Origin of the sequence: Pseudonocardia spirodelae (assembly GCF_037727765.1) — a bacterium.
Classification (GTDB): Bacteria; Actinomycetota; Actinomycetes; order Mycobacteriales; family Pseudonocardiaceae; genus Pseudonocardia; species Pseudonocardia spirodelae.
The window spans coordinates 53044-73477 of sequence record NZ_JBBJUP010000024.1; the positions used below are offsets into that span (position 1 = coordinate 53044).

Below are 20434 nucleotides of genomic sequence, written 5' to 3' on the forward strand. Positions count from 1 at the left end.
GCACCGGTGACGACTCCGTCGGAGGGCACCCCGCCCCTGCGCCACCCGCTCACGGTCACCCTCGGCGTCCTCGCGTTGGCCGCGGTGCTCGTCGCCGGGCTCGCCGTGCGCGGGGTGTTCGGGCCGTTCGTGCCCGACCCGGGCTCGGTCGACGTCGGGTTCGCCCAGGACATGACGGTGCACCACCGCCAGGCCGTCGAGATGGCGTCCTGGGAGCGCGACCGCGCCGCCGACCCGAGGGTGCGCCAGCTCGCGTTCGACATCGAGTCCACGCAGAACCAGCAGATCGGGCGGATGCAGGGCTGGCTCGGCCTGTGGGACGCGCCGAGCCTGCCCAGCGGTGGGCACATGGGATGGATGGACGCCTCCGCCCACGCCGGCATGTCCGGTATGGACGGCATGTCTGCCGGCGCCACGACCATGCCGGGCATGGCGAGCACCGCGGACCTCGCCCGGATGCGCGCCACCCCGCCCGGCACCGCGCTCGACGTCGAGTTCCTCCAGCTGATGCTGCGCCACCACGAGGGTGGCGTGTCGATGCTGGAGTACGCCCGCGACCACGCCGACACCGGTGAGGTCCGCAACCTCGCGTCGCAGATGCTCGCCTCGCAGAACTCCGAGGCCGGCCTGATGCGCGGGCTGCTCGCCGAGCGCGGCGCCGCGCCGCTGCCCCTGGGCTGACCCCGGGGCGCCGGAGCTGGACGCCCGCGCCGCGGCACGCTGTGATGGGGCGCACCGTGTTCCCGGCGCCCCGGCGCCGGGACCGCCGCGGACACCGGCGCCGCGCGGCGACCCGCGGTCGAGGAGACCCCCGTGAGCAGCAGCACCGCGACCGTCGACGTGCCCCACCTGGGAGGGTCCCGGATCGGCTACCGGTCCGGCAGGCCGCACGACCCGTCGCTGCCGACCGTCGTCATGGTCAACTCCTTCACCACGACCGTCGACCTCTACCGCCCCCAGTTCGAGGACACCGCCCTGTCCGGCGCGGCGAACCTGCTCGCCCTGGAGCCCTACGGGCACGGCGCGACGCGGTCGGTCTACCCCCACTTCACCTACTGGGACAGCGCCCTGGCGAACCTGCAGGCCATGGACGCGCTCGGCGTCGACCGGGCCTTCGTGCTCGGCACCTCGCAGGGCGGCTGGGTCGCCGCCCGGATGGCGCTGCTCGCCCCGGACCGGATCCAGGGCATCCTCCCGCTCGGCACCTCGATGGACTTCGAGAGCCCGGCCAGCCGCGAGCGGGGCTGCTGGGACGGCATCGAGTTCTGCACGCCGTCGGTCGACGCCCTGGCCGCCCCGGTCGGGGACGACTGGGTGGTGCCGGAGGAGTTCGTCGACGCCGTCCTGGGCGCGGGGCTCGGCGAGGGGATCAGCGACGGCTTCCGCGCGTTCTGGCGGCAGGTCTACCGCGAGACCTACACCGGCGACGACGGCCGCCACCGCCTGCGTGTCTGCACCGTCAACCTGCGGGACCGCGACGGCCTGCACGGCCGGCTCGACGAGGTCCGCTGCCCGGTGCTGTGGCTGCACGGAACCGACGACACGGTCTACTCCGTCGCCAACGCCGAGGACGGCATCCGGCGCTTCACCGGCGCCCGGCACGCCGAGCTCGAGATCGTGCAGGGCGGGCAGCACTTCCTGAGTGCGTCTAACCCGGAGGAGGTCGACGCGGCGGCGCTGGCCTTCGTCACGCGGTGGGCGTGAACGGGGCCCGGCGACGGGCATGATCGGCACCCCCCGCGCGGGCGGGCCGCGTGCGATGCGCTATCTTTCTCCCATCGCACGGCCCCCGTAGCTCAGGGGATAGAGCACCGCCCTCCGGAGGCGGGAGCGCAGGTTCGAATCCTGCCGGGGGCACCACGAGTGCCCACAGCGTCGTCATCGGCCCCTCACCCGCATCAGCAGGTGGGGGGCCGATGTCGTGCGCGGCGCCCGGCGCGGGCCGCGGCCCGGGTCAGCGCAGGCCGGGGCGCGCCAGCACCTCCGGGCGCAGCAGCTGCGCCAGCTCGTCGGCCGGGACCAGCCCCCGCTCGACGACGAGCTCGACCACCCCGCGCCCGGACGCCAGCGCCTCCTTCGCGATCTCGGTCGCCGCGGTGTAGCCGATGGTCGGGTTCAGCGCGGTGACCAGGCCGATCGAGTTCTCGACGTAGCCGCGCAGCACGTCGGTGTTCGCGGTGATCCCCTCCACGCAGCGGGTCGCCAGCGTGCGGCAGGCCGCCCCGAGGTGGGTGATCGACTCCGAGAGCGAGTGCAGGATGAGCGGCTCGAAGGCGTTGAGCTGCAGCTGCCCGGCCTCGGCCGCCATGGTGACCGCGACGTCGTTGCCGATCACCTCGAACGCGACCTGGTTGACGACCTCCGGGATCACCGGGTTGACCTTGCCCGGCATGATCGAGGACCCGGCCTGCACCGGCGGGAGGTTGATCTCGCCGAACCCGGCGCGCGGGCCCGAGGACAGCAGCCGCAGGTCGTTGCAGGACTTCGACAGCTTCACCGCGATCCGCTTGAGCACCCCGGACAGGTGCACGAACGCCCCGCAGTCCTGGGTCGCCTCGACCAGGTCCGCGGCGGTCTGCACCGGCACCCCGGTGATCTCGCGCAGGTGCCGGCAGGCGGCCTCGGCGTAGCCGGGGGCTGCGTTGAGGCCGGTGCCGATCGCCGTCGCCCCGAGGTTGATCTCGCGCAGCAGGGCGGCGGCCTCGGTGAGCCGCTCGCGGTCCTCGCCGAGCATCACCGCGTAGGTCCCGAACTCCTGCCCGAGGGTCATCGGGACGGCGTCCTGCAGCTGGGTGCGGCCCATCTTGAGCACGTCGTGGAACTCGACGGCCTTCGCGGCGAACGCCCGCTCCAGCACGTGCATCGACTCCGAGAGCTCGCCGACGGCGAGGATCGTGGCGACGTTGACCGCGGTCGGGTAGGCGTCGTTGGTCGACTGGGACATGTTGACGTGCTCGTTGGGGTGCACGACGTCGTAGCGGCCGCGCTCGTGGCCGAGCAGCTCCAGCGCCCGGTTGGCGACGACCTCGTTGGCGTTCATGTTCGTCGAGGTCCCCGCACCCCCCTGGACGACGTCGACGACGAACTGGTCGTGCAGGGCCCCGCCCCGGATCTCGGCGCAGGCGGCCACGATCGCGTCGGCCACCTCCGGCTCCAGCAGCCCCAGCTCCCGGTTGGCCAGGGCCGCGGCCTCCTTCACCGCCGCGAGCGCCTCGATCAGGTGCGGATGGGCGGCGATGGTGGTGCCGGTGATCGGGAAGTTCTCCCGGGCCCGGGCGGTGTGCACGCCCCAGTAGGCCTCGGCGGGGACGTCGCGGTCGCCGAGCAGGTCGTGCTCGTGACGGACGGCGGTCATGCGGTCTCTCCTTCGGCGGCGGCCAGGGGGCCGGTCACCCGCAGGTCCTCGCGACCCGGCGGGAGGTGGACGCCGCACCGGGCCAGTGCGGCGGTGACGACGGGGCGCAGCGCGCGCAGCCCGCCGTCGGCGATCTTCACGGCGACGGCGGTGCCGTCGGGCAGTGCGGTGACGGTGACGGCCTCGAAACCGTCCTTGGCGAGCAGGCCGGGCACGGCGCGCATCAGCGCGGTGACCGGGCGCCGGGACCCGCCGACGAGCTCGGGGTGGCGGCGCATCCCGTCCGCGACCAGCCCGTCCGGGGTGTCCGGAGCGGCCGTCGCGAGCCGGGCCAGCGCACCGGCGAGCCCGCGCAGCGAGACGGCGAACAGCGGGGCGCCGCAGCCGTCGACGGCGGTGCGCGCGACCGCGGCCCCGGTGAGGTCCTCGACCGTGTCGCGCACCGCGACCTGCAGCGGGTGGCCGGGGTCGAGGTATCCCTCGTTCGGCCAGTCGTGCAGCAGGCAGGTGCGCAGCATCGCGGCGTGCTTGCCCGAGCAGTTCTGCGCCAGCCGCGACGGCGCCCGCCCGGCCGCGATCCAGGCGTCGCGCTCGACCTGGTCGTAGGGCAGGTCGGCGGGGTTGCCGAGCGCACCCGTGCCCAGCCCGCCGAGCAGGGCGCGGACCGCGCCGAGGTGGGCCTGCTCGCCGGAGTGGCTGGCCGCGGCGATCGCGAAGCCCGCGGGCCCGGGGCGCAGCCCGAGCCGGGCCATCGCCGCGGCCTGCAGCGGCTTCGCCGTCGAGCGGGGGTAGAAGGCGACGTCCGGGTCGCCGGCGGCGAACAGCGTCGTGCCGTCCGGGGCGAGCACCACGACCGAGCCGTGGTGCACCCCCTCGACCATGCCGTCGCGCAGCAGGTGCACCAGTGGTTCGTGGGCCGGTATCCCGGTCCGGGGCGGGGCGGCCACCCGGGTCATCGTGGGACGTCCTCTCCGTCGTCGGTGCTGTCGGCGGTGCCGAACCCGGTCCGGTCGAACGCGGACATGTCGATGCGGCCGCGGACCGCGTACCAGCCGGCGACCAGCGCGGCGACGATCACCGGCAGGCCCATGAGCGTGATGCGGCCGACCTCGTCGAAGGCCATGAGCACGACGACGGCGGCGAGGAACACCAGCGTCACGACGTGCGTGTACGGGGCGCCGGGCAGCCGGAACGCCGGGCGCGCGGTGCCCTCGCGGCGGCAGCGCCGGACGAACAGCAGGTTGCTGACCATGATCGTCGCCCAGGTGCCGAGGATGCCGATCGCGGCGAAGTTCAGGACGATCTCGAAGGCCTGCGCGGGCACCACCGCGTTCAGCCCGACGCCCGCGACGCAGACCGATGAGGTCAGCAGGATGCCGCCGTAGGGCACCCCGCGCCTGCTCATCGCGCCGGTGAAGCGGGGCGCTGAGCCGGCCGCGGCCATCGACCGCAGGATCCGGCCGGTGGTGTAGAGCCCGGCGTTGAGGCTGGACAGCGCCGCGGTGAGCACGATCAGGTTCATGATGCTGTCCGCGCCGGGCAGGCCGAGCCGGGCGAGCACGGTGACGAACGGGCTCTCCCCCGCCGTGTACTCCGTCCAGGGCAGCAGCATCGTGAGCAGCACGACCGAGCCGACGTAGAACAGCGCGATCCGCCAGACGATCGAGTTGATCGCCTTCGGCATGACCTTCTCCGGCTCCTCGGTCTCGCCCGCGGTGACGCCGACCATCTCGATCGCGGCGTAGGCGAACACCACGCCCTGCACGATCAGCACGGCCGGCAGCAGCCCGGCCGGGAGGATCCCGCCGTTGCCGGTGATCAGCGACGGGCCGGGGGTGACGCCCCCGACCGGGGTCTGCGTGGCGAGCAGCCAGATGCCCAGCAGCATGAACGCCACCAGTGCCCCGACCTTGACGATGGCGAACCAGAACTCCAGCTCGCCGAACAGCCGTACCGAGACCAGGTTGACCACGAGCACGACGGCCAGCGCGACCAGCGCGAGCACCCACTGCGGGACCGAGGTGAAGAACGACCAGAAGTGCGCGTAGAGGGCGATCGCGGTGATGTCGGCGATGCCGGTGGTCGACCAGTTGAGGAAGTACATCCAGCCCGCGACGTAGGCGCCCTTCTCCCCCATGAACTCCCGCGCGTAGGAGACGAAGGCGCCCGACGACGGCCGGTAGAGGATCAGCTCGCCCAGGGCGCGGACGACGAGGAAGGCGATGAGCCCGCACGCGGCGTAGACCAGCGCGAGCGCCGGGCCGGCCTGGGCGAGGCGGCCGCCCGCACCGAGGAACAGCCCGGTGCCGATCGCGCCGCCGATGGCGATCATGTGGATGTGGCGGGCGCGCAGGTCCTTGCGGTAGCCGTGGTCGCCGCGGTCGGCCGCGGCGGCCGGGGTCCGGGTGGTCTCGCTCATCGGGCCGCACCGCCCTCGCGGACGATCCCGGCCAGCGTCTGCTCGACGTAGCCGAGGTGCGCGGTCATCTCGGCGACGGCCCGGTCCTCCGAGCGCTCCGCGATGGCGGCGACGATCCGGCGGTGCTCGGCGTTGGACTGCTCGCGGCGGTCGCCGAGCTTGTTGAGGAACGACGACTGGGCGGCCAGCGCCTCGCGGATCTCCTCGATGACCTTGGCGAAGGCGGGGTTGCCCGAGGCGCGGGCGATCGTGATGTGGAACAGCGAGTCCAGGGCGACCCAGGTGGCGTCGTCGGTCTCGGCGTCCATCCTGGCGACGAGGTGCCACAGCTCGTCGAGGTCGGCGTCGTCGTGGCGCAGGGCGGCGTAGCCGGCGACCGGGATCTCGACGTGCCGGCGGACCTCGAACAGGTCGCGCGCGCTGTACTCGCCGAAGCTCGGGTCCTCCGACGGGCCCGTCGCGACGACGAAGGTGCCGCGCCCGGTGCGCGACTCGGTCAGGCCGAGTGCCTGCAGCCCGCGCAGCGCCTCCCGCACGACCGAGCGGCTGACCTCGAACTCCGTGCTGAGCGCCGCCTCGGCGGGCAGCTTGTCGCCGACGGGGTACTCACCCCGCTCGATGGCGGATCGCAGGTGGGACAGCACGGCCTCCATGGCGCTGACGCGACGGGGACCACGCTGTCCGGCTGTCCGGCTGTCTGACAGGTTCACGATGAAAGAGAGTGCGTCCCGGATCCGCGGGTGTCAAGCCCTCCGTCCGGACGCACCGGGCGGGGACGGGGCGGCGGCGCCGCCCCGTCCCCGGTGGCTCAGCCGCAGGTCGAGGCCGTCGGCAGGCCCGCGAACCGGGCCTCGAGGAACGGCAGCGCCCGGGCCTGCCCCTCGGGGTACCCGCCGACGTGGGTGGGCGCGACGCCGGGCCGGAACTCGACGTCGGCGCCCTGCGCGCACCACCGCCGGGCCAGCTCGCGCCCCTGCTCGAAGGGCACGATGTCGTCGGCGACGCTGTGCGCCATCAGCACCGGCACCTCGGGCGTGCGCCGCCCGATCAGCTGCTCGTCGACCCGGCTCGCGAACGGCTCCTCGTCGAGGAAGGCCGAGATCGGGCGCCCGTCGGCGGACAGCTGCTCCGAGCGCAGGCCCGGGTAGCGCACCACGGAGTCCTGGGTGCACTGCCCGCGCAGCTCGTCGACCACCCGGCGGCCGCGCTCGTTGAGCAGCTGCGGCACACCGAGGTCGGGGTAGGCGGCGTCGAAACCGGACACGGCGTAGCCGAGCAGCGCGACGTACGGGCCGCCGTCGAGGAACCGGCCGGTCGCGCGCAGGTCGGCCGGGACGGCACCGGCGTAGGCGCCGACCAGGTCCAGCTCGGGCGCGTACTCCGGTGCCAGCTCGGCGGCCGCGGCGGACGCGCCGCCGCCCTGGGAGTAGCCGTAGAGCGCGGCCGGGGAGTCCGCCGGGATCCCGACGCCGGCCTGCGGCGCCGCGCGCAGCACGTCGAGCAGCGCGTGGGCCTGCGCGGCCCGGTTCACGTAGGTGTGCTCGCCGGGCGTGCCGAGCCCCTCGTAGTCGGTGACGGCGACGGTGTACCCGGCCGTGAGCAACGACGCGACCGCGGGGGCCTCGTACTCGGTGCCCGCCTGCAGCTGGCGCGACGGCGCGCACCGGTCGGCCAGGCCCTGGGTGCCGGCCGCGAAGCCGACCAACCGGGCCGGGCCGGGCCGGGGCAGGACCGGGGTGAGCACGATGCCGCTGACCGTGGTCGGCCGGTCCTCGGTGTCGAGGCTGCGGTAGAGGATGCGCGTCGCGCTCGCCGCGGGCAGCAGCGGCACCGTGACCCGCTCCGCGGACACCACCGACCCGGGACCCTCGCCCCGCTCCGGCGACGCCAGTGCCTGCGGCACGGCGACGACGGCCGCCACGACCGCCACCACCCCTGCCACGACCGTCGCCCGCAACCTCGTCGTCACGCCGTCCCCCGTTCGTCGACCTACCGAGGGGTAACGATCACCGGGCCGGGAGGGAACGGACGTCCCCGCACCGCCGGTGCGCAACGGGGTCCGGCACGTGATCGGCGACGTTCGGGACGGCGGGGGACGGATCCTCCCGGCGCGGGGCGGCCGCGGGCGCCGTGCCATCGTGATGACGTGCTCGCCGTGCCGGCCCGTCTCCCACTCGGGTCGGGCGTCACCGTCGCCGCGGTCGCCGTCCTGGCGACGGCCGCGCTGGCCGCGTACCTGCGGGGCCGCTCCCGGCGGCACCCGGTGGCGAGCGCGGTCGCGCTCCCGGCCGTCGTCGCGCTCGTGGTGCTGGCCGCCGCGCTCGGGGTCAACTCCTGGTTCGGCTTCTACCCCACCCCCGCCTCGCTGGCCGCGGGCCCGGACCGCGGCGGCCTGCCCGCGCCGCCGCCCCCGCCGGTGACCGGCCCGGGGCGCGACACCGTGCTGCGCGTCGACGGCCGCGACGTCGCGGTGCACCTGCCCCCCGGCTACGACGACGCGCTGGCCCACCCCGCCCTGGTCTGGACCGGCCCCGGCGACCCGGCCGCCGCCGTCGACGCCGCGGTGACCGCGGGCCGGATGCCGCCGGTCGTGCTGTTCCGGACGGCGACGGTGCCGGTCGCGCACCTGCGCGCCGCCGCCGCGGCGGCCGGGACCCCCGTCCTGCGCACCGACCGGGCGGCCTGGGCGATCGCCGGGCCGCCGGAGGGAACCGGCTGCCCGCTGGCCCGGGCGCTGGCCGAGCGCGCGGACGTCGCCGTCGCCGCCGGACCGCCCGGCGACGCGGAGTGCCCGTCCCCCGCGTCCGGTTCGCCCGATCCGCTGGACCTGGTCGTGCTGCGGAGCGGGGCCGGGGAGGATCCGGTGCCGGGCGCACCCGGTCCCGGTCCGGCGCTAGCGTCGAGCACCGTGCGGACCGCGCCCGGCACGGCGGCGTCCGACGTCGTCTCCGCCGAGCTCGACGCGCTCGGGGCACGCCTGCCGGGCGCGCTCGCGCGCACGGCCGGCGGCGCGGCGCCGGCGCCGGAACCGACAGGAGGATCGCGTGACGGGGTCTGACAGCTCCGGACCGGACGACGACGGGCAGGTCCGCACCCGCGGTGCCGGACCCGCGCCGGACCCGGAGGCCCGCCGCCGCCGGCTGTCCGAGGCCGCGGTCGTCCGGGCCGTGGTGTGGGCGGCGCGCATCGTCGGGCTGATGACCGTCGTCGCGGCCGTCCTGCCGGCCCCCCGGCGGGTGCTCGGCGGCGAGCTGCGCAGCACGCTGGGCCTGCCCGCGGGCGTCGGCCTCGCCTCGCTGGTCGTGACCGCGCTGGCGGGCGTCGGGCTGTTGCTGCTGGCCACCGGGCTGCGGCGGCGCAAGCAGCGCGCCTGGTGGGTCGCCACCGCGACGACGACGTTCCTCGTCGTGGTCAACGGGCTGCACGTGCTCGACCAGCGCCGCGGGATCGGCCCGGCCGTGCTCGTGCTCGCGCTGCTGGCCGCGCTGGTCGCGACCCGGCGCTACTTCGTCGCCCGCCAGGACCCGGGCGGCCTGGGCCGCTCGGTGCGCTCGCTGGTGCAGTTCGGCCTGTCGGGCTTCCTCATCGTGTGGGTGCTGCTCGCGCTCAACCCGCGCCGGCTGCTCGGCGACCCGTCGATCCCGGCGCAGGCCGCGCACGCCGCGCTGTCGCTGATCGGCGTCACCGGGCCGGTGGAGTTCGCGCCGCACGCGGCCTGGCTCGACGACCTGACCTCGGCGATCGGGCTGACCTTCGGCGTCGTCGCGGTGGTCGTCGCCGGGTACCACCTGCTGCGCTCGCCGGAGCCGCGGCCGTCGCTGGACCCCGACGACGAGCAGCGCCTGCGCGCGCTGCTCGACCGGCGCGACGGCGACTCCCTCGGCTACTTCGCGCTGCGCCGGGACAAGGCCGCGGTGTTCGCCCACGGCGGGAAGTCCGCGGTGTCATACCGGGTGCTGGCCGGCGTCGCGCTCGCCTCGGGCGACCCGATCGGCGACGTCGGCGCCTGGCCCGGCGCCATCGAGGCGTTCCTCGACGGCTGCACCCGCTACGGCTGGTCCCCCGCGGTGCTCGGCTGCTCCGAACGCGGCGCGACGGCGTGGTCCAAGGCCGGCCTGGACGCCCTGGAGCTCGGCGACGAGGCCGTGCTGGAGACCGCGTCGTTCGGCCTGGACGGGCGCCCGATGCGCGGGGTCCGCCAGACCGTCGCCCGGATGCAGCGTCTCGGCCACACCGTCGAGGTGCACCGGCTGCGCGAGGTCGACGAGGTCGAGCGCATGCGCATCGCCGAGCGCGCGCACCGCTGGCGCGGCGCCGAGGACGAGCGCGGGTTCTCGATGGCGTCCTCCCGGGTCGCGGACCCCGCCGACACCGATGCGGTGATCGTCACCGCGCTGCGCGAGGGCGAGCCGACCGGGATGCTGCAGCTGGTCCCCTGGGGCCCGGACGGGCTGTCGCTGGACCTCATGGTCCGCGAGCCCGACGCCGACAACGGCGTCAACGAGCTGATGATCGCCGAGCTCATGGCGGCCGCGAAGGGCCTCGGGGTGACCCGGGTGTCGCTGAACTTCGCGATGTTCCGCTCCGCGCTGGAACGCGGCGAGCGGATCGGTGCGGGCCCGGTCGCCCGCGGCTGGGCGCGGGTGCTGCGCCTGGCGTCGCGCTGGTGGCAGATCGACTCGCTCTACCGGTTCAACGCGAAGTTCCGGCCCGCCTGGTACCCGCGCTACGTGCTGTTCCCCGCGGTGCGCGACCTGCCGCGGATCCTGTTCGTCGTGCTCGAGGCCGAGGGCTTCGGCGGCCGCCCGCCGGCGCTGCTGCGGCTGCTGCGCCGGTGACCGGGCCGGGCACGTCGTGATCCACGCCTCCGAGCTGCGCCTCGACGTCGGCGCCGCGGCCGTGCTGCCCGCCGTCGCGGCGCTGCTGCTGCTCGTGGTCACCGGCGGGACCCGGCACCGGCTCCGCCGGGCCGGGCGCACGCTGCTCGCCGTCTCCTCGACGGTGGCCGTGCTGCTGGCCTGCGGCGCGACGGCGAACCTGCTCGGCGGGTTCTTCCCCACCGTCGGCTCGCTGATCGGCTCCTCCCCCGACCCCGGCGAGGGCTCGGTCGCCGACGTCGGCCCGGACGGGGCCGGCCTGCAGGCCGCCCTCCCCCTGGTCGCGGCGCGCTCCGCCCAGGGGCTCGGGTCCACCCTGCACCTGACCCTGCACGGGCCCGCGTCGGGCATCGACCGCGACGCCGACGTCTACCTGCCGCCCGGCTACACCGAGCACCCGGGGCTGCGGTTCCCGGTCGTCGAGTGGCTGCCCGGTTTCCCCGGCGAACCGCGCGAGGTCGCGGCCCTGTTCCGGGTGCCCGACGTGCTCGACGCGGCCGTCGCCGCCCACCGCATCCCGCCGGTGGTGATGGTGGTCCCCGACATCAACGGCGAGCCCCGGTTCGGCCACGACCAGGAGTGCGTCGACGCCCAGCACGGCGCCCGCGACGACACCTACCTGACCACCGACCTGGTGGGCTGGACGGCCCGGCACCTGCGGGTGCGCACCGACCGCGGCGCGTGGGCGCTGGCCGGCTGGTCCTCGGGCGGCTACTGCGCGATGAACCTGGCCCTGCGCCACCCGCGCACCTACGGCCTGGCCGTCAGCCAGAGCGGCTACGACCGCACCCCCGACGACGTCGTCACCGGGGAGCTGTTCGCCGGGCGCCCCGACCTGGCCGCCGCCAACGACGTCGTCGCGCTGCTGGGCGAGCGCCCCGCTCCGCTGGCGATGCTGGTCACCGCGGGCACCGACGAGCCCGACGAGCGCGCCGCCGCCGAGCGGATCCGCGCCGCCGCCGGGCCGCCGGTCTCGGTGGACACCCGCGTCTACCCGGGTGGGGGACACAACCAGAACGCCGTCCGCGCGCAGCTGCCGGACCTGGTGGACTGGCTGGGGGCACACCTGCTGCCGCCGCTGGCCCCGGCCGCGGCACCGGCGGCGGGCGTCACGATCGACGACGGGCCCGGGGTGCCGCAGCGCGAGCTGCCGGTCCCGGACCCCTGAGGAGGGGAACGGACGTGGTCTGGGAGGGCGTCGGGACGCTGCTGCTCGTGGGCGGGCTGCTCGCCGGGGTGGTGTGGGTCGTGGTCGCGGCCGGGGTCGGCTCGATCCCCACGGTGGTGCACGGGCTGGCGTTGTGGGTGCTGGTGCCGCTGGCCTGGCTCGGGTCGCTGGGCGTGGTGCTCGCCGGAGGCACCGTCGGCACCGGGTGGGCGGTGCTGCTGGGGCTGCTCGCGGTCACCGCGGTGCTGTGCGTGCTGGGCCGGATGCGGGTGTCGCGGCGCGGCTGACCCGCGTCCGGACGGGGTGCCGCCGTCGTCGCGGGACCTCCCGGACCGCGTCGCGCCGGGCCACACCCGACAATGACGGCGTGGACTTCCGTTCCAGCTACCGACACCACTTCCTGCGGACCGCCGCCGCGACGCTGCACACGACGATGGCCGACCCGGCCGCGAACGCCGCGGCCGTGCTGGAGACCGCCCGCGCGTGCGCCGACGAGGGCGTCGGGCTGGTCGTGTTCCCGGAGCTGACGCTGTCGGGCTACTCCATCGAGGACGTCCTGATGCAGGACACCCTGCTCGAGGCCGTCGAGCGCGAGCTGCTCGCGCTGGCCGCGGCGACCGCGGACCTGCTGCCGGTGCTCGTCGTCGGGGCGCCGCTGCGGCACCGCCACCGGCTCTACAACTGCGCGGTCGTGCTCCACCGCGGGCGGATCCTGGGCGTGGCGCCGAAGTCGTACCTGCCGACGTACCGGGAGTTCTACGAGCGCCGCCAGACCGCGCCCGGCGACGACGTGCGGGGCGCGACGATCCGGCTCGGCGGGGCCGAGCTGCCCTTCGGCACCGACCTGCTCTTCGCCGCCGAGGACCTGCCCGGCTTCGTGCTGCACGCCGAGGTCTGCGAGGACTACTGGGTGCCGGTCCCGCCGTCGGCCGAGGCCGCGCTCGCCGGGGCGACGGTGCTGGCGAACCTGTCCGGCTCGCCGATCACCGTCGGCCGCGCCGACACCCGCCACCTGCTGTCGCGCTCGGCGTCGGCCCGCTGCCTGGCCGCCTACGTCTACGCCGCGGCCGGCGAGGGCGAGTCCACCACGGACGTCTCGTGGGACGGCCAGACCATGATCTACGAGAACGGCGAGCTGCTCGCGGAGTCCGGGCGCTTCCCGCAGGGCCCGCGGCGCAGCGTCGCCGACGTCGACCTGGACCTGATCGCGGCCGAGCGACGCCGCCAGGGCACCTTCGACGACAACCGCCGCACCCACGCCGCCCGCACCGACGCCGTCCGCACGGTGGCGTTCCGGCTCGACCCGCCCGGCCACGACATCGGGCTGCGCCGCACCGTGGAGCGCTTCCCGTTCGTGCCCGCGGACCCGGCGCGGCTGGAGCAGGACTGCTTCGAGGCGTACTCGATCCAGGTCTCCGGGCTGGAGCAGCGGCTGCGCGCGATCGGGCAGCCGAAGGTCGTGATCGGGGTGTCCGGCGGGCTGGACTCGACGCACGCGCTGATCGTCGCGGCGCGGGCGATGGACCGGCTCGGACGGCCGCGCACCGACATCCTGGCCTTCACCATGCCGGGGTTCGCGACCTCGGACCACACCCGCGACAACGCCGTCGCGCTGTCGAAGGCGCTCGGGGTCACCTTCGCGACCATCGACATCACCGGCACCGCCCGCACGATGCTGTCCGAGATCGACCATCCCTTCGGCCGGGGCGAACCCGTCTACGACGTGACCTTCGAGAACGTGCAGGCCGGGCTGCGGACCGACTACCTGTTCCGGCTGGCGAACCAGCGCGGCGGCATCGTGCTCGGCACCGGCGACCTGTCCGAGATCGCACTGGGCTGGTCCACCTACGGCGTCGGCGACCAGATGTCGCACTACAACGTCAACGGCGGCGTGCCCAAGACGCTGATGCAGCACCTGATCCGCTGGGTGATCAGCTCCGAGCAGTTCCCGCAGGAGGTCTCCGACGTCCTGCGGTCGGTGCTGGACACCGAGATCACCCCCGAGCTGGTCCCGTCGGACGGCACCACCGAGGTGCAGTCCAGCCAGGCCACCGTCGGGCCGTACGCGCTGCAGGACTTCACGCTCTGGTACACGCTGCGGCACGGGTTCCGGCCGTCGAAGATCGCGTTCCTGGCCGGGCACGCCTGGTCCGACGCGTCCGCCGGCGCCTGGCCGCCCGGGTTCCCCGACGACGAGCGGCCCGAGTACTCCCCGGCGGAGATCCGCCGGTGGCTGCAGGTGTTCGCGCGCCGGTTCTTCCAGTTCGCGCAGTTCAAGCGCTCGGCGCTGCCGAACGGGCCGAAGGTGTCGGCGGGCGGCGCGCTGTCCCCGCGCGGGGACTGGCGGGCGCCCTCGGACCTGTCGGCGACGATCTGGCTCGACGAGATCGAGCGGGAGGTGCCGCAGGACTGACCGCCGACGGCGGGTGTGCCGTTCACACGGTCGGCGCACCGGTGGTGCGTGTCGCCGCGTGAACGACACCGGCCGCCGATCGGAGCAACGGCTCGTCGAGCGAGTGGCGGCGCCCTGTGGGTGAGCCGGTCGAGCGGGACCCCCCGGCCCGCGCGACGACGGGCCGGACCGGCACCTCCCGCGGGCGTCCCGAGCAGCGGCGATGAGGCGTCCACTGTGGATCGCGCGGGCCGCGGGCCGGCGCCCCCCGCCCCGCGGGAGCGGGTGAACCGGACCACTACTGTCCCGGTCAATCGACCTGGAGGTGAGTCGTGGCGCTCGCGAACATCCTGTCCGAGATGCCGGATCTGCTGGAGCGGACCCTGGCGGAGCACACCCCCGACGCGCAGGGCTTCTGCCGTGAGTGCCGGGACGCGACGGGCGTCAGCGCCGTGTGGCCGTGCGTCACCCGCGAGCTCGCCGAGCAGGCCCGCTCGATGTCCGGCGGCGCGCCGGCCGCCACCGCACCGGCCGAGGGCACGGTCGCCGGGCGGCGCCGGGCCCGCGACCTGTCGGCCCCGGCCGCGAACGGCCGGCACCGCTCGGCCTGAGCCGGGCCCCGGCGCCCCGGGCATCGGGGCGCCGGACCGGTCAGGACAGCCGCGCCGGCGCGTCCGGCCGGTGCGTCTCGCGGATAAGCACGATCGCGACCAGCGAGATCACCGCGACGACGACCATGTAGGCGGCCACCGCCGTCGACGACCCGAAGGACTGCTGCAGCGCGGCCGCGATGAGCGGCGCGAAGCCGCCGCCGAGCACCGCGCCCACGGCGTAGGAGAACGAGGCGCCGCTGTAGCGGAAGCGGGCCTCGAACATCTCCGCGAACAGCGCGGACTGCGGGCCGTAGGACAGGCCGAGCCCCACCGTCAGCACGACGACGGCGAGCACCATCGCCGCGAACGCCGCGGTGTCGAGCAGCAGGAAGAACGGCACCGGCCAGACGACCAGCAGCACCGAGCCGACCAGGTACGCGCGCTTGCGCCCGACCCGGTCGGACCAGACGGCGCCGGCGACGATGCTGACCAGCCAGCTCAGCGACCCGATGATCACGACGAGGATCATCGTGTTGCGCGGGACCCCGAGCACCTGCGTGCCGTAGGACAGCAGGTAGGCCAGGAAGATGTAGCCGATCGCGTTGTTGGCCACGAAGCTCACCGAGGCCAGGACGAGCTCGCGCGGGCGCTCGCGGAACACCTCGAGGATCGGGGCGCGGCTGCGGCCGCGGCTCTCGCGCAGCATCGCGAACACCGGGCTCTCCTCGACCCGCAGCCGGATCATCAGGCCGACGACGACGAGCACGATCGACAGCAGGAACGGGATCCGCCAGCCCCACGCCGCGAACTGCTCGGGCGTCGTCACGTTGGAGACGACGAGGAACACCAGCTGGGCCAGGATCAGCCCGGCGGGCACCCCGATCTGCGGGAACGAGCCGTAGCGCCCGCGCCGACCGGGCGGGGCGTGCTCGACCGACATCAGCGCCGCGCCGCCCCACTCGCCGCCGGCCGACAGCCCCTGCAGCAGGCGCAGCACGACCAGCAGCACCGGCGCCGCGACGCCGATCCGGTCGTAGGTGGGCAGCAGCCCGACGCCGACGGTCGCGACGCCCATGAGCAGCAGCGAGAACACCAGCATCTTCTTGCGGCCGACCCGGTCACCGAAGTGCCCCCACACGATGCCGCCGAGCGGCCGCGCGACGAGCCCGACGCCGAGCGTCGCGAACGCGGCCAGTGTCCCGGACGCCGGGGAGAGGGTGGAGAAGAACTGGCTGTTGAACACCAGGGCGGCGGCCGTGGCGTAGATGAAGAAGTCGTACCACTCGATCGTCGTGCCGATCGCGCTGGTGGCGGCCACCCGGCGCACCTGCGCCGGTGTCGAGCCGGTCGTGTCCGCGGCGCTCGTCGGGCCGGCGCCGGGCGCGGCGTGCTGCTCGGTCATGCGTCCTCCCCTGGCCGGGACTCCGTCGTCCCGGACCCGCGCCACCTTTGCACCGAACGTCCGGTCGGGTAAAGACGTCCGCCGGTTCCGGTCCGCACCTTTCGCCGCACGTCCCCGCGCGGTCGTCGCCCCGACACCGGTCTCATATCGGACATCGGCGGACATTCGCTACCGTCGGGTCACGGATCACGCGGTCCGGTTCCCCCGACGGGCAGGGATCCCCCGATCCCGGCGCTCCCCCGCAGCCCGGCCGTCCCGCGTGCTGCGAGGAGACCCCGTCGTGCCCCGACACCGACATCGGGCGCAGGCCGAGCTGCGTCCCGGCCTGCGTCACGTCGCCACCGCCGCCGCCGTGGCGAGCGGTGCGCTCGCCGTCGTCACGCCCGTCACCGGGCTGGAGCTGGGCCAGGCCCGGACCGAGCTGCGCCTGGCCTCCTCCGACGTCCCCGACGGGGCCGCGACCGGTCCCGACGACGCGGACGCCCCCCGGTCCGCGCCGGTGTTCGGCGCGGAGATCGTGCGCGGGACCGGCCTGCTCGACCCGGCCGCCGACGCGAGCCTGGACGCCGCGCGCAAGGCCCGGCAGCTCGCGCAGGACGCGGCCGACCGGGCGCGCGAGGCCGCCGAGCTCGCCGCGCGCGGGCTGGGCGACCCCGCGTGCGGGCTCGACGTCAGCGACCTCGGCGCGGTGAAGAGCTGGGTCTCCGACGCCGCGGAGTTCCTCGGCTGCGCCTACGGCGAGTCCGACCTGATCGGCGTCGCGAACCGGGCCAACGCCTCGGACCACCCCACCGGCCACGCCCTCGACATCATGGTGCGCGGCGAGAAGGGCGACCGGATCGCCGAGTGCACCGTCGAGAACGCCGAGGAGCTCGGCGTGAAGTACGTGATCTGGGAGCAGGCCATCAACCACGGCTCCGGGTGGTCGTCGATGGAGGACCGCGGCGGCGACACCGCGAACCACTACGACCACGTGCACATCTCGTTCGAGCGCGACGCCGGCTCCGGCGACCCGGACCTGTCCCGCTGCGCGTGACCCCCCGGGCGGACCGGCCGGTCCGCCCGGGGCGCCCGCGTGCTCAGACGCCGATCTTCGCCGGGCGGCCGTCCTTCAGGTGCCGGATCGCGACGACCGCGGGCCGCGGCTGGGCCGCACCGCCGTCGGGCCAGTGCGACGCGGGCTGCGCCGGCGAGGCGTCGTCGACGTCGCCGGGGTGCTGAACCGAGACCAGCACGAAGTCCTCCGTCACGACCGGCCCGCAGCACTCCGCCCCCACCGGGACCGAGGCGAACAGCCGGGTCGAGCCGCGCTGCGGGCCCTCCAGCACGACGCCGTAGAGGCCGTCGTTGATCTCCAGCGCCTGGGTGGAGTCGGTGGCGACCCAGAGGTTGCCGTACGGGTCGAACGCGACGTTGTCCGGCGAGGTGATCGGGCTGACCTGCGACTTGTCGAACCCGCCGAAGTACGTCGACGGGTCCTGCGGATTCCCGCACACCAGCAGGATGGTCCAGCCGAAGGTGGCCGCCGCGGGGTCGTCGCGGGTCTCGGTCAGCTCGATGACGTGCCCGTGCTGGTTCGCGTTGCGCGGGTTCGCCTCGTCCGCAGCGGCCTTGGCGCCCGCCTTGCCGCGGTCGGAGTTGTTGGTGCAGGCGATGTAGACCCGGCCGGTGCGCGGGTTGGGCTCCACGTCCTCCGGGCGGTCCATCTTGGTCGCGCCCAGCGTGTCCGCCGCGAGCCGGGTGAACACGAAGACGTCGGCGACGCTCATCCCCGGCACGAAGGACCGGGTGGTCGACGCCAGCGGCTTCCACTGCCCGCCGCCGTCGAAGCGGCCGTCGCGCGGCAGCGCCCCGGTCCCGGTGATCTCCGCGGGCGGGCTGTCCCCGGTGAAGACGGCGACGTAGAGCGTCCCCGAGGAGAGCAGCGTCGCGTTGTGCTCGCGCGCGGCCCGGCTGGTGCCGCGGCGCATGCGCTTGTCGGAGACGAACTTGTAGACGTAGTCGAAGCGCTCGTCGTCGCCCATGTAGACGACCGGGCGGCCGTCGCGGGTCAGCGTGACGGTCGCGCCCTCGTGCTTGAACCGGCCGAGCGCGGTGTGCTTGACCGGCTTCGACGACGGGTCGTGCGGGTCGATCTCGACGATCCAGCCGAAGCGGTTCGCCTCGTTCGGCTCGCGGCGCAGGTCCCAGCGCGGGTCGGCGTTCTCCCACTTGCGCTCCGAGGGTCCCTCGGCGATGCCGTAGCGCTTCGCGCGCTCGTCGGTGACCGGGCCGGAGGCGAAGTAGCCGTTGAAGTTCTCCTCGCCGGACAGGAACGTCCCCCACGGGGTCGTGCCGCCCGCGCAGTTGCCGACCATGCCGCGCACCGCGCGCCCGGTCGGGTCGGCCGTCGTGCGCAGCACCGCGGCACCCGCGGCGGGGCCGTCGAACACCATCTCGGTGTCGGCGGTGATGCGGCGGTTCAGCGTCCCGGCGCGGTCGTGGCGGAGCTCGCCGGTGCGCGCGTCGCGGGTCACCTCGACGATCCCGCCGCCGTGTGCGGCCATGCCGATCCGGATCTGCTCCTCGGTGGGGGCGTCGGCGTCGTAGTCGCGGAACATCAGCGGCTCGAGGGTGTACTCGTGGTTGGAGTACAGGACGAACCGGCGGCCGGGGCCGTCGATCGGCAGGATGCCGCAGAAGTCGTTGTTGTAGCCGAACTGGCGGGCCTGGGCGGCCGCGGTCTGGTTGTCGAAGTCGAACTCGGGGGCGTCGGGGAACAGCGGGTCGCCCCAGCGGATCACCACGTTGTCGGCGTAGCCCGGCGGCACGCGGACCGCGTCGTCCAGGTTCGGGGCGACGGTGTCGTAGGCCAGGCCGCGCGGCGGGGCGGCGGGCGCCGGGCGCGGGCCGGCCGGGTCGGCGCCGAGCGGGTGCGCCGGGGCGGGCGCCGCGGCGGCCGCCGTCCCGGACAAGGCGGCGCCCGCCCCCGCGGTCAGGCCCAGCACCGCACCGGCGCGGAGCATGCCGCGCCGGTCGAGCACGGTCTGCAGGACGTCGCCGAAGTAGCCGTTGGACGAGGTGTTCGGCTCCGGCGAGGCGCAGGCGTCGCCGCACTTGTAGCGGCAGGTCAGCCCCTGCCGGCCGCGGTGGCGGTCGAGCAGCGGGAGCAGGCGGCGGGACGGGGCCACGGTCGTCTCCTGGTGGGTGGTGGGATCGCGCGGTCCGGACGGTTCGGGTCGATCCGTCCGGTTCCCCGCATCACAGCAGCCGCATCCACCCGACGGGTGAGGGTCGGGTGGACAGGAGATGAACGCGTCACCCGGTGGCCGGTGGTCTCGCTCACCCGGCGCGACGACGGACGGCGCGGCCACCCGGACGGGGAGCCGCGCCGTGGGGGCACGGACCGGGGCGGGCGGACGCCACGCCCCGGCCCGGCGGGATCAGACGATGCCCTGGCGGGCGGCGGTGTAGACGATCTCGGTGCGGCGGCGCACCTCGAGCTTGTCGCGCAGGTTGCGGACGTGGAACTTGACCGTGGCCTCGGAGATCCGCAGCCGGGTCCCGATCTCGCGGTTGGACATGCCGACCGCGAGCAGCCGCAGCACCTGGTTCTCCCGGTCGGTGAGCAGCGAGGTCTTGCACAGGTCCGGGCCCGGCGCCGGGACGGGGTCCGGCTCGCGCAGGACCTGCAGCGGGCCGGCACCCGCGGTGCCCGGGTCGAACACTCCCTCGCCGCGCAGCACGGCGCGCAGCGCGCGCACGATCTCCGCGGTGTCGGCGCCCTTGCGCAGGTAGCCGTGCACGCCCAGGCGCACGGTGCGCATCATCGAGTCCCGGTCGCGGCACCCGGTCAGCACCAGCACCTTGGTCCCGCGGCAGCGCTCCAGCAGCGCGCGCACCAGGTCCAGGCCGGGCCGCTCGTCGCGGCCGAACTCGATGTCGACGACGATCGCGTCGGGCCGGGAGCGCTCGGCGGCCATCAGCGCGTCGCGCGGCGACGCGGCCTCACCGGCCGGGGCCAGGTCCGGCTCGGCGGTCAGCAGGGCGCGCAGCCCGTGCCGGACGACCGGCTCGGAGTCGACGACCAGCACCCGGGCCGCCCGGCGGATGACGTCGGCGCCGTCGGCCCCCCGGGTCCCGCGCAGGTCGGTGGCCTCACGAACGGCTTCGAGCGTCATCGCTGTCCTCCGGTGGGTCGTCGCGTCATCGCGGGGACGCCGCCCGGCGTCCCGATCGCGGCAACCGT

The 20434-nt window shown here is 75.1% G+C and carries 17 protein-coding genes and 1 tRNA gene; 10 read left to right on the plus strand and 8 right to left on the minus strand.

The features are described from left to right. Positions 1-6 precede the first annotated feature (6 nt). The 3 genes from WJX68_RS23255 (at position 7) to WJX68_RS23265 (ending at position 1860) form a co-directional block, all read left to right on the plus strand. Positions 7-681: a DUF305 domain-containing protein gene (locus WJX68_RS23255; protein ID WP_340294689.1), complete on the plus strand. Its 675-nt coding sequence runs from the start codon at positions 7-9 to the stop codon at positions 679-681. Between the two features lie 132 nt (positions 682-813). Further along, a complete protein-coding gene (locus WJX68_RS23260) occupies positions 814-1704 on the plus strand; it encodes an alpha/beta fold hydrolase (RefSeq protein WP_340294692.1) in 891 nt (296 codons plus the stop codon). Positions 1705-1785: 81 nt separating this feature from the next. Continuing rightward, positions 1786-1860, plus strand: a tRNA-Arg gene (locus WJX68_RS23265). A 94-nt stretch (positions 1861-1954) separates the two neighbouring features. On the opposite strand, the gene aspA is transcribed toward WJX68_RS23265, so the two are convergent. The 5 genes from aspA to WJX68_RS23290 form a co-directional block, all read right to left on the minus strand. Then, the gene (aspA, locus tag WJX68_RS23270) at positions 1955-3355 is read right to left on the minus strand and encodes an aspartate ammonia-lyase (RefSeq protein ID WP_340294695.1); all 1401 of its coding nucleotides are present in this window, start codon (positions 3353-3355) and stop codon (positions 1955-1957) included. Next, a complete protein-coding gene (locus tag WJX68_RS23275; RefSeq protein ID WP_340294697.1) occupies positions 3352-4302 on the minus strand; it encodes an asparaginase in 951 nt (316 codons plus the stop codon). The genes aspA and WJX68_RS23275 overlap by 4 nt, the downstream gene beginning before the upstream one ends. A gap of 5 nt (positions 4303-4307) precedes the next feature. Next, positions 4308-5774 carry an amino acid permease gene (locus WJX68_RS23280; protein WP_340294700.1) on the minus strand — a complete coding sequence of 489 codons (1467 nt, stop codon included), beginning with the start codon at positions 5772-5774 and terminating at the stop codon, positions 4308-4310. Then, positions 5771-6427: a FadR/GntR family transcriptional regulator gene (locus WJX68_RS23285; RefSeq protein WP_340294702.1), complete on the minus strand. Its 657-nt coding sequence runs from the start codon at positions 6425-6427 to the stop codon at positions 5771-5773. Before WJX68_RS23285 ends, WJX68_RS23280 begins: the two co-directional genes overlap by 4 nt. A 155-nt stretch (positions 6428-6582) precedes the next feature. Next, on the minus strand, positions 6583-7743 hold the full coding sequence (locus tag WJX68_RS23290; protein ID WP_340294705.1) for a lipase family protein: 1161 nt from the start codon (positions 7741-7743) through the stop codon (positions 6583-6585). 177 nt (positions 7744-7920) lie between these two features. Here WJX68_RS23290 and WJX68_RS23295 point away from each other — a divergent pair, with 177 nt between their 5' ends. The 6 genes from WJX68_RS23295 to WJX68_RS23320 all read left to right on the plus strand — a co-directional run bounded on the left by WJX68_RS23295 (position 7921) and on the right by WJX68_RS23320 (position 14822). Then, positions 7921-8832: a hypothetical protein gene (locus WJX68_RS23295; RefSeq protein WP_340294706.1), complete on the plus strand. Its 912-nt coding sequence runs from the start codon at positions 7921-7923 to the stop codon at positions 8830-8832. Further along, positions 8819-10612 carry a phosphatidylglycerol lysyltransferase domain-containing protein gene (locus tag WJX68_RS23300; protein ID WP_340294708.1) on the plus strand — a complete coding sequence of 598 codons (1794 nt, stop codon included), beginning with the start codon at positions 8819-8821 and terminating at the stop codon, positions 10610-10612. The genes WJX68_RS23295 and WJX68_RS23300 overlap by 14 nt, the downstream gene beginning before the upstream one ends. A 16-nt stretch (positions 10613-10628) precedes the next feature. Beyond that, positions 10629-11819 (plus strand): alpha/beta hydrolase, encoded by a 1191-nt coding sequence (locus WJX68_RS23305; protein ID WP_340294709.1) that lies wholly within the window; start codon positions 10629-10631, stop codon positions 11817-11819. A 14-nt stretch (positions 11820-11833) separates the two neighbouring features. Beyond that, entirely contained in the window at positions 11834-12106 is a 273-nt protein-coding gene (locus tag WJX68_RS23310) for a hypothetical protein (protein ID WP_340294711.1), read from the plus strand. Positions 12107-12186: 80 nt separating this feature from the next. Then, positions 12187-14232: an NAD(+) synthase gene (locus tag WJX68_RS23315; RefSeq protein ID WP_340294714.1), complete on the plus strand. Its 2046-nt coding sequence runs from the start codon at positions 12187-12189 to the stop codon at positions 14230-14232. A gap of 311 nt (positions 14233-14543) precedes the next feature. Beyond that, on the plus strand, positions 14544-14822 hold the full coding sequence (locus tag WJX68_RS23320) for a hypothetical protein (protein ID WP_340294716.1): 279 nt from the start codon (positions 14544-14546) through the stop codon (positions 14820-14822). Positions 14823-14862: 40 nt separating this feature from the next. Here the strand turns inward: WJX68_RS23320 and WJX68_RS23325 are convergent, their stop codons facing one another. Next, positions 14863-16206 (minus strand): MFS transporter, encoded by a 1344-nt coding sequence (locus WJX68_RS23325; protein WP_340294718.1) that lies wholly within the window; start codon positions 16204-16206, stop codon positions 14863-14865. Positions 16207-16486: 280 nt separating this feature from the next. Here WJX68_RS23325 and WJX68_RS23330 point away from each other — a divergent pair, with 280 nt between their 5' ends. Further along, positions 16487-17242, plus strand: coding sequence for a VldE C-terminal domain-containing protein (locus tag WJX68_RS23330; protein WP_340294720.1), 756 nt, complete (start codon positions 16487-16489; stop codon positions 17240-17242). 43 nt (positions 17243-17285) lie between these two features. Here the strand turns inward: WJX68_RS23330 and WJX68_RS23335 are convergent, their stop codons facing one another. Both WJX68_RS23335 and WJX68_RS23340 read right to left on the minus strand, forming a co-directional pair. Beyond that, entirely contained in the window at positions 17286-19376 is a 2091-nt protein-coding gene (locus WJX68_RS23335; RefSeq protein WP_340294722.1) for a PhoX family protein, read from the minus strand. A 252-nt stretch (positions 19377-19628) separates the two neighbouring features. Beyond that, on the minus strand, positions 19629-20366 hold the full coding sequence (locus WJX68_RS23340) for a LuxR C-terminal-related transcriptional regulator (protein ID WP_340294724.1): 738 nt from the start codon (positions 20364-20366) through the stop codon (positions 19629-19631). Positions 20367-20434: the final 68 nt, after the last annotated feature.